The following is a 17,049-nucleotide window of genomic DNA, read 5'->3' on the forward strand; positions in this document are numbered from 1 at the left end:
CGGCCCCGTGCGCGTCAACGATCTCGTCTCCGGCGCGGTGATGATCGCCGTCGCCCTGTTCGTCATTGCCATGACGACGACATTCCCGCCATTTCCGGGCCAGAACTACGGGCCGGCGGTGTTCCCGCGCCTGCTGGCGTCGCTGATGATCGTCTGCGGCCTGGTGCTGATCGCGCGGGGCTACCGCGAATGGCGCGCCGGCGGCGCCCTTTTCGTCCGGCCGGAATGGGCCGCGTCGACCGGGGGCGTGATCTCGGTCCTGCTTATTCTCGGCTCTGCGCTGGCCTATATCCTGGTGGTCGACCGGATCGGCTTCGTGCCGCTCACGATCACCGTCCTGCTGATCCTGTTCCTGTGGTTCCGCGTGCGCCTGCCCGTGGCGCTGGTCACGGCGGTTGTCGGCGCCTTCGCGGTCAACTGGTTCTTCGCCTCGATGATGCGCGTGCCCCTGCCGCGCGGCCTCATGGACCTCATCCTGTAAGGCGCGCCCGATGACATTCGAGATCCTCGCCCAGGCCTTCGCTCTCGTCTTCCGCTGGGACGTGATCCTGATCATCATCGCCTCGGGCATTTTCGGCATGTTCGTCGGCGCGATGCCGGGGCTGACCGCCACGATGGCGACCGCCCTGCTGATCCCCGTCACCTTCTTCATGGACCCGGTGCCGGCGCTCGGCGCCATCGTCACCGCCACGGCCATGGCGATCTTTGCCGGCGACATCCCCGCCGCCATGCTGCGTATGCCCGGAACGCCCGCCTCCGCTGCCTATGCGGACGAGAGCTACCTGATGGGCAAGAAGGGCCAGCTTGATCTCAATCTGGGCGTCAATCTCGTCACCTCGGTGCTCGGCGGGCTGATCGGCGTGGCAATTCTGGTGCTGTGCGCGCCGGCCCTGGCCGAATTTGCCCTCGCCTTCTCCAGCTTCGAATATTTCTGGCTGGCCGCGCTCGGACTGACCTGCGCGGTGTTTCTGGCCACCAACGATCCGGTCAAGGGCTTCGTCTCGCTGTTCATCGGTCTCGGGCTGGGCACCATCGGCATCGACCCGGCCGCCGGCTTTCCGCGCTTCACCTTCGGCACGGTGGAACTGATGCAGGGCGTCAGTTTCATCCCGGCCATGATCGGCATGTTCGCGGTGTCCGAACTGCTGCGCGGCGCCTCCACCATGAATGTCACGCCGCAGGAGGTCGTGCAGAAGGTCGGGCATGTGTTCAAGGGCGTGGGCACCGTGCTGCGGCGCTACTGGGTGAACTTCCTGCGCGGTTCCGGCATCGGCGTCGTGATCGGGGCCCTGCCCGGTGCCGGCGCAGACATCGCCGCCTGGATCTCCTATGCGATGTCCAAGCGCTTCTCGAAGGAACCCGAGAAGTTCGGAACCGGGCATGTCGAGGGCATCGTGGATGCCGGGGCCGCCAACAATTCGGCGCTCGCCTCGGCCTGGATCCCGGCTCTGGTCTTCGGCATCCCCGGCGATTCGATCACGGCAATCGTCATCGGCGTGCTCTACATGAAGGGCATGAATCCCGGCCCGACCGTGTTCCTGCAGAACCCGCAGCTGATCTATGCGGTGTTCATGATCTTCGTTCTGGCCAACCTGCTCATGCTCCCGCTCGGCTGGACGATCATCAAGTCGGCCAAGCAGGTGCTGCGCGTGCCGCGCAACATCCTGCTGCCGATGATCCTGATCTTCTGCGTGGTCGGCTCCTATGCCATGACCAATTCGGTCTATGGCATCATCATCATGCTGACGATGGGCGTGCTCGCCTTCATCCTGGAGGAGAACGGCTTCCCGGTCGCGCCGATCATCCTCGGCCTGGTGCTGGGCGAGATGTTCGAGCAGAACTTCATCACCTCGATGATCAAGTCGGACGGCTCGTTCCTCGCCTTCTTCGAAAGGCCGATCGCCGGCATGCTGGGCGTGGCGACCATTGCCATCTGGCTCATCATGCTCTGGCGGATGGGGCCATGGAACCGGGAGAAGACAGCGGCGGCATGACGCCTTGACCGCCCGGCGGCCTGCTGGCAGGCATGGGCGAATGGAGCCGATCCGCCTCGTCCTCTTCGATTTTGACGGAACCATCGCTGACAGCGAAGCCTGGTTTTCCGGCAAGCTCAACCAGATCGCCCGCCATTTCGGCTTCCGGGAGACCGGGCCGGAGGAGCGGGAGAAGCTGCGCGGGCTGTCGAGCCGTCAGATCATCAGCGAACTCGGGGTGCCGGTCTGGAAGCTGCCGCTCATCGCCGCGCATATGCGCGGCCTGGCGAGCCGCGACATCGAACATATCGCACCCTTCCCCTGGGTGGACGACCTGTTTCACCGCCTCGCGGCGGCCGGGACCGTCATCGCGATCGTCAGTTCCAACACCGAGGCGAATATCCGGCGGGTGCTGGGTCCGGCCGCCGCCCATGTCTCCGCCTTCGGTGCGGGGGTCTCGCTGTTCGGCAAGGCCGCCCGCTTCCGCACCGTTCTGAAGAACCTCGGCGTGCCGCCCGGAGCCACCGTGGCGGTCGGCGACGAGGTGCGCGACATCGAGGCCGCGCGCAAGGCTGGCATCGCCTCGGTCGCGGCCGGCTGGGGGTTTGCCACGGCCGAAGCGCTGAAGGCCGCCGGGCCCGATGCCTTCGCATCCGACGTTGCGGCGCTGGAAGCGATCCTGCTGGGCCGCACGGCGCGCGGCTGACCGGGATTTCGGCCGATCAGGGACGCGGCGGCGCCGGCTCCAGCGGGCCGGCGGTGACCTGCCGTGCGCTGTCAGGCGCGCCGGCCATCGGGTTCTGCTCGTGGGGTGGGCGCAGTTCGGCCGGCAGCGGCGGCGCCTCTGCCGGCACCTGCGGCAGATAATCCTCGACGACCGGCGGCTGGCCGATCTTGCCACCGATCAGCCGGACGATCTCGGGCGCCTCGGCGAAGGTGCCGTGGCGGATCAGATCGGTCCAGCCACCCGACTGCATCACGAAGACCCGCACCCCCAGCGAGGAGATGATCTCGCGATGGCGGCGATCGCGCACATCGAGCGCACCGACCCGCGGGCGGTCCCAGGCGATGCGCGCGGCGGCGGCCAGCGCCCGGTCGTCCGACTGCACGAACAGCGAGATGCGCGAGGGCCGGCTGATGCGCGCCATCTGCTGGCGGAACACCTCGACGTCGAGGTCGGGCGCGGCCAGGATGACCTCGCCAAGCCGGTTGTTCATCTCGCCGCGCCCGGCAATGGCCGCCTGTCGCAGCGCCTCCATGGTCACGAACGAGCCCATCGAATGGGCGATCAGATGCACGCGGCCGATGCCGGGCACTTCGCCGAGATCGGCGAGCAGCTTGTCCAGCGCATCCCGCGAGGCGGTGGCAATCTCGCGGTCGCCGCCATAGGCAAGCACCCGGTTGTAGCTCGGCCAGGTGAACAGCACGGTCGTGCCGCGGAAGCCGGCATCGGTTGCCACCTGGGCCAGGCGAAAGGCGGCCTCCTCGTAGTCCGTGTTGAAGCCGTGGACATAGACCAGCACGTCGCGCTGGTCGTCCGGGCGCGCCGCTATGGCGCGGGCGAGCCCGGAGCGGAAATCGTCAGGCGCCACGGCCTCGCGGCCGGCCAGCGTGAAGTGCCGGCCGGGATTCTCCGGGGTGAGCTGCGGCCGCGCGATCGTTCCCGGCCGGTGGCCCGGCGGCACGGTCACCTGCTGGCGATAGAAGCGGGCGCGCTCGCGCGTCGGTGCGCCGGGCGTGTCGCCGGCGAGCGCCGGACGGGTCGATGCGACATGGACCAGCACCCGCCGCGGTTCGCCCGCAGGGCCGGTCAGCGACCCGAACGCGCCCGTCACGCCCGCAAGGCTCGGGCCGATGCAGCCTGAGAGCAGAACGGCACCCGCCAGCAGCAGAAGGAAGCGTCCGGCGACGGCAACGGGATTTCGGTTCGGCTGCGCGGGCATGGTCATCGGAGGGGCAAGAGGTCCTGCGGATCGGGCCGGCGGGACGGGGGCAGCCATCGGGGGCTGCCGGTGCGGAGACGAGCGCATAGGCAGGCCGGGTGGCGGCAATGGGGCGGGACGGCGGCGGTTTGGCAGGCCGAATCGCTCGCCTCCCGCGCGTGGCTTTGATACCACGCGCTGATGCGCGCCCTTCCCGATCCCGCCAGGCTGGCCGACGGCATCCGCGCCGGCGACCGCGCCGTGCTGGCGCGCGCCATCACGCTGATCGAAAGCACCCGTCCCGACCATCAGGCGGTGGCGCGCGATCTCGTGCAGCGGCTGTTGCCGCAGACCGGCAGGGCGATCCGCATCGGCATCACCGGCGTGCCGGGAGCGGGCAAGTCCACGACCATCGACACGTTCGGCTCCAACCTCACCGCCGCCGGCCACCGGGTCGCGGTTCTGGCGGTCGATCCCTCCTCCTCGCGGACGGGGGGCTCGATCCTCGGCGACAAGACGCGCATGGCGCGCCTGTCGGTCGATGCCAATGCCTTCGTGCGGCCGTCGCCCTCCTCCGGCACGCTCGGGGGCGTTGCCGCGCGTACGCGCGAGACCATGCTGCTCTGCGAGGCGGCGGGCTTCGACGTGATCCTTGTCGAGACCGTGGGCGTCGGGCAGTCGGAGACGGCGGTTGCCGACATGACCGATCTGTTCCTGGTGCTGATGCTGCCGGGCGCGGGCGACGAGCTTCAGGGCATCAAGAAGGGCATTCTGGAACTCGCCGACATCATCGCGGTCAACAAGGCCGACGGCGACGGACTGAGGCGCGCGCGCGCCGCGGCCGCCGAATATCGCGCAGCGCTGCACATCATGGCGCCGCGCTCGGCTGTCTGGGCGCCGCCGGTCATGACCATTTCGGGCCTTGCCAACGAAGGGCTCGATACACTTTGGGAGCAGATCGGCGCTTTCCGGGCGAAGACAGGGGCCTCCGGCGACTTCGAGGCCCGGCGCCGCGCGCAGGGCGTCAAGTGGATGTGGGCCATGCTGCAGGACCGGTTCACCGGGCGGCTCAAGCGCGACCCGAAGCTGAAGGCCCGCCTGCCGGCCATCGAGGCCGATGTGGCCGCCGGCCGGCTTTCGGCGCTGGTGGCGGCCGATGAGATCGCGACCGTCCTCGGCCTCTGAACCGTTCAGGCCGCCGCAGCGGCGCCGTTCAACTCCTTCACCACCTCGGCCAGCATCTCGTAGGACCGAACGCGCTTGGCGTGCTCGAAAATGGCGGACGCGACCATCACCTCGTCGACCTGCGTGTTGGCGATGAAGTGCTCCAGTCCGCGCTTCACTGTGTCCGGCGAGCCGACGAAGGAATATTGCAGCATCCGGGAAGCCTGCGCCTTCTCCATCGGGCTCCAGAACGTCTCGATATCGTCGATCGGCGCCGGCAACAGCCCGCGCGCGCCGCGGAAGATGCCGGCCGCCCGCTGCTGCGCGGAGGTGAACAGGTAGCGCGCCTCTGCGTCGGTTGGCGCGAGGAAGACGTTGCAGCCGGCCATGGCATGGCTCCTGGCCAGCTGTGCCGATGGCTCGAACTTCGAGCGATAGACGGCAAGGGCCGGCATCAGCGCGTCGGGCGCGAAATGCGAGGCGAAGGCATAGGGCAGGCCGAGCATGGCGGCGAGTTGCGAGCCGAAGGTGGAGGAGCCGAGGATCCACAGCGGCACCTGCGTGCCAGCCCCCGGCACGGCCTGGATCACCTGCCCCTCCTGGACGGGGGCGAGGAAGGCCTGCAGTTCCAGCACGTCCTGGGGGAAATTGTCCGAATCCATCGGATCGACACGCAATGCGCGCAACGTGCGCTGGTCGGTGCCGGGAGCCCGACCGAGGCCGAGGTCGATCCGTCCGGGAAACAGGCTTTCCAGCGTGCCGAACTGCTCGGCAATCACCATCGGCGCGTGGTTCGGCAGCATGATGCCGCCGGCACCGACCCGGATGCGGCTGGTGGCCGCCGCCACCTGCCCGATCACCACGGCGGTAGCGGCACTGGCGATGCCGGTCATGTTGTGGTGCTCGGCCAGCCAGTAGCGCGTGTAGCCAAGCCGGTCGGCATGGCGGGCAAGGTCGATGGTGTTGCGCAGCGCGTCGCCGGGCGTGGAGCCTTCCGGCACGGGGGCAAGATCAAGGATGGAGAAGGCGGTCATCGGGGCATCCGGGTTCAAGAGCCGGGGGAGAGAACCCTGAAGATAGGCCGGGCGGCCCGAATGGGGAGACCCGAAGCGGCGGATCAGCCCTGCTCCGGCTCCCCGAGCTGGCGGAGCGCCTCGTGGACCATGTCGGCCTTGTGCCTGAGATGCTCGCGCATCACCGCCGACAGCGCCGCCCCGTCGCGCGCGCGCAGGGCCACCATGATCCGCTCGTGGTCGTCCACGGCTTCGGCCCAGCGCTCGGGCGATTTGCGCGCGACGAAGCGCACCGCGTGGATGCGCACCAGCAGGCTCTGGTAGAGCGCCGAGAGCGTGGCATTGCCGGCGAGGCGGAAGATTTCCTCGTGGATCGCCCGGTTGAGCCTGGAATAGGGCACCCAGTCGCCACGCTGCCACAGGCCGACCATCTCGGCATGCATGGTCTCGAGCCGGTCGAGATCGTCCGCGTCCAGACGCGCGCAGGCCAGTTCCCCCGCCAGCGCCTCCAGCATGCCCATGATGGGGAACAGCTCCTCCACCGCCTCCGGAGCGATGCGGGCGACGCGCGCGCCGCGGTTGGGCGTCAGCTCCACCAGGCCCTCGGCCGCAAGGACCTTCAGCGATTCGCGCAGCGGTGTGCGCGAGACACCGAACAGGACGCAGAGATCCGGCTCGGCGATCTTGTCGCCGGGTTTCAGCGTGCCCTCGACGATCATGTCGCGCAGCCGGCCGGTGAGTTCGGCGGCGAGCGAGCGGCGGGCGATCAGCGGATGTTCGTTCATGATCGGCTCCTGTTCAGCACAGCATCACCGAAGTGCGTCATTCTAGGCTCGCTTGGAAGGACGCAAGACCGCCGTGCAAGCCGCCTCATTCCAGCCTCACGCCGCCGGCTTCCTGGTCTCCGCCAGATAGGCCATCGCCGCCGCCACGCCGCCGGCCTTGTGCGGAACGCCGGCCAGCGACAGGCCCATCTCGACGCCGGCCAGCGTGCCGACGAGGGTCAGGTCGTTGATGTCGCCGAGATGGCCGATCCGGAAGACCTTCTTCGCCACCTTCGACAGGCCAGTGCCGAGCGACATGTCGAAGGCATCGAGGATGATGCCGCGCAGCCGGTCTGCGTCATGGCCCTCGGGCATGACCACCGCGGTCAGAACCGGCGAGACATGCTTCGGATTGGTGCAGAGGTTCTCCAGGCCCCAGCCTGCGACGGCCCGGCGCGTCGCCTCGCCATGGCGGATATGGCGGGCAAACACATTCTCGAGCCCCTCCTCGTGCAGCATGCGGATCGCCTCGTCGAGGCCATAGAGCAGGTTGGTCGCGGGCGTGTAGGGGAAATAGCCGGACTTGCCGGACGCGATCATCTCGTCCCAGCCCCAGAAGCTCTTCGGCAGGGTCGCAGTCTTCGATGCCGCCAGCGCCTTCTCGGAGACTGCGTTGAACGACAGGCCCGGCGGCAGCATCAGCCCCTTCTGCGAGCCGGCGACCGTGACGTCGACGCCCCATTCGTCATGGCGATAGTCGACGGAGGCGAGCGAGGAGATCGTATCGACCATCAGCAGGGCGGGATGGCCGGCGGCGTCGATGGCCTTGCGCACCTCGTCGATGCGCGAGGTGGCGCCCGTCGAGGTTTCGTTGTGGACCACGCAGACCGCCTTGAAGCTGTGTGTCTTGTCCTCGCGCAGCGCAGCCTCGATGGCCGCCGGATCGGCACCGGCGCGCCAGTCGGAGGGCAGGAACACCGCCTCGATGCCGAGCTTGCCGGCCATGGTCTTCCACAGCGTGGCGAAATGGCCGGTCTCGACCATCAGGACCTTGTCGCCGGGGGAAAGCGTGTTGGCGAGGGCCGCCTCCCAGGCCCCCGTTCCGGAGGCCGGGTAGATGACGACATGACCCTTGGTCCTGAAGATGGAGCGCATGCCTTCGATCACGCCAAGACCGAGGCGGGCGAAATCCGGCCCGCGATGGTCGATCGTCTGCATGGCGATGGCCCGCAGGATGCGCTCGGGCACCGGGGAGGGACCGGGGATCTGGAGGAAATGCCGGCCGGCGGTGCGGGGGGCGTTGGCGGTCATCGACATCTCCGGCAGGGCCACGGGCAAAGCGCCTTGCCAACTTGAATAATGAATGCAAAATGCAAGTCAAGGGGAGCAGGCTCCCCGCGCGGCAGGAGTGCAGGCAGCGACCATGAACGACATGAGCAACAGGCCCGACACGCCTCTTCAGCATCGGCTGAAGGCTGAGGTGAAGGGCGATGTGCTGTTCGACGCCTTCTCGCGCGGGCGCTATGCCACCGACGCCTCCATCTACCAGATCATGCCGGTCGGGGCTGTCGTGCCGGAGACAATGGACGATGCGATCCGCGCGGTGGCTCTCGCCCGCGCGGAGGGCGTCACCGTCCTGCCGCGCGGCGGTGGCACCTCGCAATGCGGCCAGACGGTCAATTCATCGCTGGTGGTGGATTGCTCGAAAAAGCTCAACCGCATCCTCGACCTGGATGTGGCGGGCCGGCGCGTGCGCGTCGAGCCCGGCATCGTGCTCGACGACCTCAACAGGCAACTGAAGAAGCACGGGCTCTGGTATCCGGTCGACGTCTCCACCGCCTCCCGCGCCACCATCGGCGGCATGACGGCGAACAATTCCTGCGGCGGCCGATCGCTGCGCTACGGCACGATGCGCGACAATGTCATCGCGGTGGAAGCCGCCCTCGCCGACGGCACGCGGCGCTGGTTCGGCGAGGTCGCGCGGGACGAGGCCCTGCGCAACGATACCGACGCGCTGACCCGTGACCTTCTTTCTCTCGGAGACCGTGAGGTGTCGGAGGTCGAGCAGCGCTTCCCGAAGGTGCAGCGCCGCGTCGGCGGCTACAATCTCGATGCGCTGGTGCCGAACGGGGCGACCAACAATCTTGCCCATCTGCTTGTCGGCTCGGAGGGCACGCTGGTCTTCACCACGGCCGTCGATCTGAAGCTCTGGCCGCTCATCGGCCCCAAGGTCTTCGGCATCTGCCATTTCGGCTCGTTCCACGAGGCGATGGACGCGGCCCAGCACCTCGTCACGCTCAACCCCATCGCGGTCGAACTGGTCGACCGCACGATGATCGGTCTTGCCCGCGCCATCGCCATGTTCCGGCCGACCGTCGAGCGCGTGGTGAAGGGCGACCCCGATGCCTTGCTGGTGGTGGAATTTGCCGAGGAGACCGAGGCCGCCAACCTCCGGAAGCTGAAGGATCTCGAAGCCCTGATGGGCGATCTCGGCTTCTCGTGGGACGGAGCCGGCGCGCGTTTCGGCGGCGTGGTCCCGGTCACCGAGCCGGCCTGGCAGGCGGCCGTCACCGAGATGCGCCAGTCCGGCCTCAACATCATGATGAGCATGAAGGAGGAGGGAAAGCCGGTCTCCTTCGTCGAGGATTGCGCGGTGCCGCTGAAGGACCTCGCCGCCTATACGGCGGGGCTCACCGATATCTTCCGCGCCCATGGCACCGAGGGCACCTGGTATGCCCATGCCTCCGTCGGCTGCCTGCATGTGCGCCCCGTGCTCAACATGAAGCTGGACGTGGATGCGAAGCGCATGCGCTCCATGGCGAGCCAGGCCTTCGAGCTGGTGCGCCGGTACAAGGGCTCGCATTCCGGCGAGCACGGCGACGGCATCGTGCGCTCCGAATTCCACGGCGAGATGTTCGGCGAACGGCTGGTGCGCGCCTTCGAGGAGGTCAAGGACCGGTTCGACCCGGAGAGCCTGTTCAATCCGGGCAAGATCGTGCGCGCGCCGAAAATGGACGACCGCACCCTGTTCCGCTACCCGCCGGACTATGCAGGGCTCGAGATCGAGCCGGCGCTCGACTGGTCGGACTATCCTGGTCCGTCGAAGGGTTTCCTCGGCGCCATCGAGATGTGCAACAACAACGGCACCTGCCGGAAGCTCGACGGCGGCGCCATGTGCCCGAGCTATCGGGTGACGCGCGACGAGCAGCACGTCACGCGCGGGCGCGCGAACACGCTGCGCCTCGCCATGACCGGACAGCTCGGCGCGGGGGCGCTGACCTCTCCGGAGATGGAAGAAAGCCTGTCGCTCTGCGTCTCCTGCAAGGCCTGCAAGCGCGAATGCCCGACCGGCGTCGACATGGCGCGCATGAAGATCGAGATGAAGGCGCAGCGCTACCAGCTCTACGGTGCGGGACTGCACGAGCGGCTGGTCGCCCACCTGCCCCGCTATGCGCGCCTTGCGGCGAAGGCGCCCTGGCTGTTCAACCTGCGCGACCGCGTGCCGGCCCTTGCGGCGCTGTCGGAAAAGCTGGCGCAGTTCTCGGCCAGGCGCTCCCTGCCGGCATGGCGCGCGGACATCTTCGCGCCGAGGGCGGCTGCCGAGGGTCCTGAAGCCGGCCGCGAGGTGGTGCTGTTCGCCGACACGTTCAACCGCGCCTTCGAGCGCGAGAATCTCGACGCGGCGGTGGCCGTGCTGACGGCCGCCGGCTGCCGCGTCCATCACGCCAGGCCCGCGGGCGGGGGACGGCCGCTGTGCTGCGGGCGCACATACCTTGCCACGGGCATGGTCGACAATGCCCGCACCGAAGCCGAGCGGCTGGTCGCGGCGCTCGCCCCCTTCGCCGCGCGCGGCGTGCCGGTGATCGGGCTGGAGCCCTCCTGCCTCTACACCCTGCGCGACGAGATCCCCGCGCTGCTGAAGTCCGACGAGGCGAAGGCCATTGCGGGGGTCGCCGTGATGTTCGAGGAATTTGTGGCAGCGGAGGCGAAGGCCGGGCGGCTGTCGCTGCCGCTCGGCGAGATGAAGGCGCGGGCCGTTCTGCATGGCCATTGTCACCAGAAGGCGTTCGGCGCCATGGGCGCGGTGGAAGGCACGCTGCGGCTCGTTCCCGGACTGACGGTCGAGACGGTGGAGAGTTCCTGCTGCGGCATGGCGGGCGCCTTCGGCTACCACGCCGACACGATCGACACCTCGCTTGCCATGGCCGAACTGACGCTGCTGCCCGCTGTCCGCAAGGCGCCGGAGGATGCGATCATCGTCGCCGACGGCACATCCTGCCGCCACCAGATCGCCGATGGCACCGGCCGGCAGGCCATCCATGTCGCGCGCGTTCTGGCCATGAGCCTTGATCGCGGCGGATCTGCCGATCCGCCGGCCGCGCGCGAGGCTCAGCCATGATGGCTACAATTGTAGGCTTTGAAAGCCAGGGCCACCGCCCTAGCTTAGCGGAGACGGCTTCGGGCAGAGATCCGAACCGGACAAAAAGAAAAACAAGATCAACAACCAGGCGAGGAATGATTCATGGATGTTGCCGACGAGGCGGCTCCGGGCGCGTCTGACGCGGCCTCAGCCGTCGCTCCCACCGGCGATGATGTGCTGCTGTCGGTTCGCGACCTGCATGTGCATTTCCATACATCCCGCGGCGTCGTGCGGGCCGTGGAAGGCGTGTCCTACGATGTGCGTCGGGGCGAGATCCTGGCCATCGTCGGCGAATCCGGCTGCGGGAAGTCGGTTTCCTCGCTCGCGGTGATGGGCCTGCTGGCGAAGCCGGCCGGACGGGTGACGCGCGGGGAGATCCTGTTCGAGGGCCGCGACCTCCTGAAGCTGTCGGGCGAGGACATGCGGGCGATCCGCGGCCGCGACATCTCGATGATCTTCCAGGAGCCGATGACCTCGCTGAACCCGGTGCTGACCATCGGGCTGCAGGTCATGGAGCCGCTGCTCATCCATCTGGGCATGTCGGACGCCGAGGCGCGGGCGCGCGCGGTGGAACTCCTGACCCTCGTCGGCATCACCGATCCCGAGCGCCGGCTCGACCAGTATCCGCACCAGATGTCCGGCGGCATGCGCCAGCGCATCATGATCGCCATCGGCCTGGCCTGTAACCCCAAGCTCATCATCGCCGACGAGCCGACCACCGCGCTCGACGTCACCATCCAGGCACAGATCCTGGAACTGATGAAGGACCTGTCGCGCCGCCTCGGCATCGCCATGGTCATCATCACCCACAATCTCGGCATCGTCGCCCGCTACGCCGATCGCGTGGCGGTCATGTATGCGGCCAACATTGTCGAGAAGGGCTCGGCCGACGACATCTTCCTGGCGCCCCGCCACCCCTATGCGGTCGGGCTGATGCGCTCGGTGCCGCGGCTCGACGAGCCCCGCGGCACGCGGCTGGAGACCATCGAGGGCATGCCGCCGGACCTGCGGAGCCCGCCCCCCGGATGCCGGTTTGCCCCGCGCTGCCCGCTGAAAGTGGCGATCTGCGAGAGCGATCCGCCCGAACTGCTGGAGGTTGGCCCCGGCCACGAGGCACGCTGCCACCGCTCGGCCGATCTGGCCGCCGGTGTCGATATCTTCGCCGCGCGGCTCGACGCCACGCATGAGGCGCCCGGTGAGGACCAGCCGGTGATCCTCGACATCGACCGGCTGAAGACCTGGTTCCATGTCTCGCGCCGCACCTCCTGGTTCCGCTCCACCACGGCGACGATCAAGGCGGTGGACGATGTCTCCTTCGCCATCCGGCGCGGCGAGACGCTGGGCCTCGTCGGGGAATCGGGCTGCGGCAAGACCACGGTCGGCCGTTCGGTTCTCCGGCTGGAGGACCCGACCGAGGGTGCCATCCGGTTCGAGGGCGCCGACATCGCGCATCTGTCGCAGAAGGAATTGCGGCCGATCCGGCGGAAGATGCAGGTGGTCTTCCAGGACCCGTTCTCCTCGCTCAACCCGCGCATGACGGTCGGCGAGATCATTGCCGAACCCATGCTGGTCCACGGCATCGTTTCAACGAAGGAGGAGGCCAGGGCCCGGGTCGGCGACTATCTCACCCGCGTCGGGCTGTTCGCCTATATGGCCGAGCGCTATCCGCACGAGATGTCCGGCGGCCAGCGCCAGCGTGTCGGCATTGCCCGCGCGCTCGCCTTCGAACCGGAGGTGATCGTCTGTGACGAGCCGGTCTCCGCGCTCGACGTGTCGATCCAGGGCCAGGTCATCAACCTGCTGGAAGACCTGAAGCGCCAGTTCAACCTGACCTTCCTGTTCATCGCCCACGACCTCGCCGTGGTCCGGCACATCTCGGACCGCATCATCGTCATGTATCTCGGGCGGATCATGGAGATCGCCGACCGCGATTCCCTCTACGCCTCGCCGCTGCACCCCTATACCAGGGCCTTGCTGGACGCCGCCCCCGTGCCAGATCCGGTGAAGGAGCGGGCACGCAAGCCGCGGGCCCTGCAGGGCGAGATTCCGTCACCGCTCAATCCGCCGCCCGGCTGCGTGTTCAACACGCGCTGCCCGCTCGCCGACGAGGAGTGCCGCCGCACGGTGCCCCGGCCGCGCGAGGTGGGCGGCCATATCGTCGCCTGCCTCAAAGTCTGACGAGGCAGGCTTTCATCACCGATCCAAACCCAAGAAGACGGCTTCAGCCGCAGTACAACAGGAGGAAGTGCACCATGATCCGACAGATGGCCTTCGGGCTCGGGCTCGCTCTCGCCGTGACGGCGGGGGCGGTCCATGCGCAGACACCCCAGCCGACACGCGGCGGCACGCTCAATTACGCGGTCGTCTCCGACCCGCCGAACTATGACTGCCACGCCCACGAGACCTATGTGGTCGTCCAGTCGGTGGGGCCGTTCTATTCGACCCTGCTGAAGTTCGACCTGACCAAATATCCGGAGGTCAAGGGCGACCTCGCCAAGTCCTGGTCGGTGTCCCCGGACGGCCTGACCTATTCGTTCGAACTGCATGCGGGCGTCACCTTCCACGACGGCACGCCGCTGACCTCGGCGGACATCAAGGCGACCTATGACCGCCTGCGGAACCCGCCCCAGGGCGTCGTGTCGCTTCGCCGGGCCACCTTCGCCGACATCGCCTCGATCGAGACCCCTTCCCCGACGCAGATCGTCTTCAAGCTGTCGGCGGCCAATCCGGCCATGCTCCAGAACTTCGCCAGCCCCTTCAACTGCGTCTATTCGGCAGCCAAGCTCGCCGAGGACCCGCGCTTCCCGGTCAGCAACGTGATGGGCTCGGGCGCCTTCCGCTTCGTCGAGCACACGCGCGGCTCCCACCTCGTCGGCGCGCGCTACGACAAGTATTTCGTCGAGGGCCGGCCTTATCTGGACGGCTTCCGCATCTCGTTCATCCCGCAGGCAACCGCGATGCTGAACGCCATGCAGGGCGGCCAGATCCAGGCCGAGTTCCGCACGGTCGGACCGGCCGACCGGGCCCGCCTCACCCAGGCGCTCGGCAACCGGATCAAGTTCTACGAGGCGACCTGGTCCACGGGTCTGATCATCGCATTCAACACCGAGAAGCCGCCGTTCAATGACGCCCGCGTGCGCCGTGCCCTGTCGATGGCGATCGACCGTCAGGCCGGCAGCGCGGGTCTCAGCCGCACCTCGATCCTGCGTGCGGTCGGCGGTCTCGTTCGTCCGGGCGCACCCTTCGCCGCCTCGGATGCCGAACTCCAGGCCCTGCCCGGCTTCGGCCGTGACATCGCGGCCGCGCGGACCGAGGCCCGCCGGCTGCTGCAGGAGGCGGGCGTGTCGAACCTGTCGTTCGCCATCGTCAACCGGGCGGTGCCCCAGCCCTACACGCCGGCCGGCATCTTCCTGGTCGACCAGTGGCGGCAGATCGGCGTGACGGTGGAACACCGCCAGCTTGCCACCAGCCCCTATGTGCAGGCCGTCCGGTCGGGCAATTTCGAGGTCGCCCTCGACTTCCAGAACCAGGTCCTGGAAGACCCGACCTACACGCTGCTGCGCTACATCTCGGCCGACAAGTCGCCCGAGAACCCGTCCAAGGGCATCGACCGCGAAATGGACGCGCTGTTCGAGCGGATCACCCGCGAGACCAATGTCGCGGCCCGCACCCAACTGATCCGCCAGTTCGAGCGGCGGGTGATGACCGAGGCGCACCAGGTGCCGTTCCTGTGGTGGAACCGTCTTGTCGCCATGGATGCACGCGTCAACGGCTGGAACATGTCGCCGAGCCACGTCCACGGTCAGGACCTGACCGACGTGTGGCTGGCGCCGGCCGCCAACTGATGCACGCGAACGGTGCTCCCGCATCCTGCGGGGGCACCTCCCATTCCGGTGGGAACCAGACAGGCGGGGACGATTGATGGGCGCCTATGTCGCCAAGCGCATCCTGACCATGATCCCGACGCTGATCGGCGTCGCGGTCCTCATCTTCCTCATGCTCCGCGTGGTGCCCGGCGACATCGTCGAACTCCGGATGCGCGGCGATGGCGGCGCGCCGACCGTCGAGCAGGTGGAGGCCGAGCGGGTGCGCCTCGGGCTGGACAAGCCGCTGCACCAGCAGTTCGTCGGCTGGATGGTGGGGCTTGCTACTCTCGACCTCGGCAAGTCCATGTGGACCGAGGAGCCGGTGACCAAGGAGATAGCCGGGCGCATCGGCCTCACCCTGCAGGTCGCCATCATGGCGACGCTGATCGCCATCCTGATCGCCCTGCCGCTGGGAACGCTCTCCGCGCTCTACCAGGACCGGTGGATCGACCACGCCATTCGCATCTTCACCATAGGCGGGCTGGCGATCCCATCTTTCTGGCTCGGCATGGTGATCATCATCGGCCTGCTCTTTGCCTTCAACTGGGTTCCGCCAATGGAATATGTGCCGATCTGGCGCGATCCCCTGGCCAATCTCTCCCAGCTCATCTGGCCGGCGCTGGCGGTCGGCTACCGGTTCTCGGCGGTGCTGGCGCGCATGGTGCGCTCCTCCATCGTGGAGGTGATGCGCGAGGATTATATCCGCACCGCCCGCGCCAAGGGCGTGTTCGAGCGGCTGGTCATCTCCCGTCACGCTCTGCGCAACGCGATGCTGCCGGCGGTGACCGTCATCGGGCTCGAATTCGCCTTCCTCATCGGCGGGCTGGTGGTCACCGAGCAGGTGTTCAACCTCAACGGCCTCGGCCGGCTGTTCGTCCAGGCGGTGATCCGCTCCGACTTCACGCTGGTGCAGGGCATCGTCATGCTGATCGCGGTGGTGTTCATCGTCACCAACCTGATCGTGGATCTGGCCTATGCCTGGCTCGATCCGCGCATTCGCTACGGCGGCAAGTGAGGACCGGACCATGACCGCAGCCGCCGCGCCCTCAGTCCCGCCCCGCAGGGACAATGCCTTCCTCGCCTTCGTGCGCGCCCAGCCGGTGGGCGCGACCTGCCTTGCCTTCATCGTCGTGCTGGTCGGCGCGAGCCTGTTTGCCGAGCGCATCGTGCCGCACGATCCGTTCGCCATCGACTTCGGCGCCTTGCTGGAGGCCCCAAGCATCCTGCACCCGTTCGGCACCGACAATATGGGACGCGACGTGTTTTCCCGCGTCGTCTACGGTGCCCGCACGGCGCTGGTCATCGGCATCCTGTCGTCGCTGGTCGGCTCTGTGGTGGGTGGCCTGATCGGCGTGGTGCAGGGCTATTTCGGCGGCCGGTTCGACTTCTACATGAGCCGGTTCATCGACGTCCTGCTGTCGTTCCCCATCATCGTTCTGGCCGTGGTGGTGGTCGCCATGCTCGGCAAGCGCGTGGTGGTCGGTGTCGACATGAACCTGGTCGTGGCCATTGCCATCCCGATCGTGCCCAAGGTGGCGCGCGTCGTGCGCTCGGCGGCGCTCTCGATCCGCGAGATGCCCTATATCGATGCGGCAAGGGCGGCCGGCTATTCGCACGTCCGCATCGTGCTGAAACACATGGTGCCGAACGTCTTCGCGCCGTTCCTCATCATGTTCACCGCCTTCGTGGCGCAGGCGATCCTGCTGGAAGCCTCGCTGTCGTTCCTCGGTCTCGGCGTCACCGAGCCGACGCCGGCCTGGGGCCTGATGCTGTCGGGCAATGCCGCCGACTTCTACCGGGAGGCGCCCTGGATGATCCTCTTCCCCGGCCTTGCCATCTCGCTGTCGGTGTTCGCCTTCAACCTGTTCGGCGATGCGCTGCGCGACCATCTCGACCCGCGCTTCAAGGTGTGAGGCGCGGGCCGGTC

Annotated in this window: 13 protein-coding genes; 9 read left to right on the forward strand and 4 right to left on the reverse strand. The window is 67.9% G+C overall.

What is annotated here, in order from left to right:
* The first annotated feature begins 7 nt into the window (after window positions 1-7).
* From ACTIFS_RS05775 to ACTIFS_RS05785, 3 genes are read left to right on the forward strand one after another with little or no spacing between them, the layout of a single operon-like run.
* Window positions 8-481, forward strand: a complete 474-nt coding sequence (locus ACTIFS_RS05775; RefSeq protein WP_439573109.1) for a tripartite tricarboxylate transporter TctB family protein — start codon at window positions 8-10, stop codon at window positions 479-481.
* A gap of 10 nt (window positions 482-491) precedes the next feature.
* The gene (locus ACTIFS_RS05780) at window positions 492-1,994 is read left to right on the forward strand and encodes a tripartite tricarboxylate transporter permease (protein ID WP_439573110.1); all 1,503 of its coding nucleotides are present in this window, start codon (window positions 492-494) and stop codon (window positions 1,992-1,994) included.
* Between the two features lie 40 nt (window positions 1,995-2,034).
* A complete protein-coding gene (locus ACTIFS_RS05785) occupies window positions 2,035-2,679 on the forward strand; it encodes an HAD hydrolase-like protein (protein WP_439573111.1) in 645 nt (214 codons plus the stop codon).
* 16 nt (window positions 2,680-2,695) lie between these two features.
* On the opposite strand, the gene ACTIFS_RS05790 is transcribed toward ACTIFS_RS05785, so the two are convergent.
* On the reverse strand, window positions 2,696-3,922 hold the full coding sequence (locus ACTIFS_RS05790) for an alpha/beta hydrolase (protein ID WP_439573112.1): 1,227 nt from the start codon (window positions 3,920-3,922) through the stop codon (window positions 2,696-2,698).
* Window positions 3,923-4,096: 174 nt separating this feature from the next.
* Here ACTIFS_RS05790 and meaB point away from each other — a divergent pair, with 174 nt between their 5' ends.
* Window positions 4,097-5,080 carry a methylmalonyl Co-A mutase-associated GTPase MeaB gene (gene meaB, locus ACTIFS_RS05795; protein ID WP_439573113.1) on the forward strand — a complete coding sequence of 328 codons (984 nt, stop codon included), beginning with the start codon at window positions 4,097-4,099 and terminating at the stop codon, window positions 5,078-5,080.
* 5 nt (window positions 5,081-5,085) lie between these two features.
* Here meaB and ACTIFS_RS05800 read toward each other — a convergent pair whose 3' ends face one another.
* The 3 genes from ACTIFS_RS05800 to ACTIFS_RS05810 form a co-directional block, all read right to left on the reverse strand.
* Entirely contained in the window at window positions 5,086-6,093 is a 1,008-nt protein-coding gene (locus ACTIFS_RS05800) for an LLM class flavin-dependent oxidoreductase (protein ID WP_439573114.1), read from the reverse strand.
* 83 nt (window positions 6,094-6,176) lie between these two features.
* Window positions 6,177-6,857 (reverse strand): GntR family transcriptional regulator, encoded by a 681-nt coding sequence (locus tag ACTIFS_RS05805; RefSeq protein ID WP_439573115.1) that lies wholly within the window; start codon window positions 6,855-6,857, stop codon window positions 6,177-6,179.
* Window positions 6,858-6,953: 96 nt separating this feature from the next.
* Window positions 6,954-8,147, reverse strand: a complete 1,194-nt coding sequence (locus ACTIFS_RS05810; protein WP_439573116.1) for a pyridoxal-phosphate-dependent aminotransferase family protein — start codon at window positions 8,145-8,147, stop codon at window positions 6,954-6,956.
* Window positions 8,148-8,268: 121 nt separating this feature from the next.
* On the opposite strand from ACTIFS_RS05810, the gene ACTIFS_RS05815 reads away from it, so the two are divergent.
* The 5 genes from ACTIFS_RS05815 (at window position 8,269) to ACTIFS_RS05835 (ending at window position 17,035) form a co-directional block, all read left to right on the forward strand.
* On the forward strand, window positions 8,269-11,235 hold the full coding sequence (locus ACTIFS_RS05815) for an FAD-binding and (Fe-S)-binding domain-containing protein (protein ID WP_439573515.1): 2,967 nt from the start codon (window positions 8,269-8,271) through the stop codon (window positions 11,233-11,235).
* Between the two features lie 123 nt (window positions 11,236-11,358).
* Entirely contained in the window at window positions 11,359-13,434 is a 2,076-nt protein-coding gene (locus ACTIFS_RS05820; RefSeq protein WP_439573117.1) for an ABC transporter ATP-binding protein, read from the forward strand.
* Window positions 13,435-13,508: 74 nt separating this feature from the next.
* Window positions 13,509-15,101 carry an ABC transporter substrate-binding protein gene (locus tag ACTIFS_RS05825; RefSeq protein WP_439573118.1) on the forward strand — a complete coding sequence of 531 codons (1,593 nt, stop codon included), beginning with the start codon at window positions 13,509-13,511 and terminating at the stop codon, window positions 15,099-15,101.
* Window positions 15,102-15,177: 76 nt separating this feature from the next.
* Window positions 15,178-16,137, forward strand: a complete 960-nt coding sequence (locus ACTIFS_RS05830) for an ABC transporter permease (RefSeq protein ID WP_439573119.1) — start codon at window positions 15,178-15,180, stop codon at window positions 16,135-16,137.
* Window positions 16,138-16,147: 10 nt separating this feature from the next.
* Window positions 16,148-17,035, forward strand: a complete 888-nt coding sequence (locus ACTIFS_RS05835; protein WP_439573120.1) for an ABC transporter permease — start codon at window positions 16,148-16,150, stop codon at window positions 17,033-17,035.
* Window positions 17,036-17,049: the final 14 nt, after the last annotated feature.

It is taken from the genome of Phreatobacter sp. (assembly GCF_051860605.1).
Taxonomy (GTDB): domain Bacteria; phylum Pseudomonadota; class Alphaproteobacteria; order Rhizobiales; family Phreatobacteraceae; genus Phreatobacter.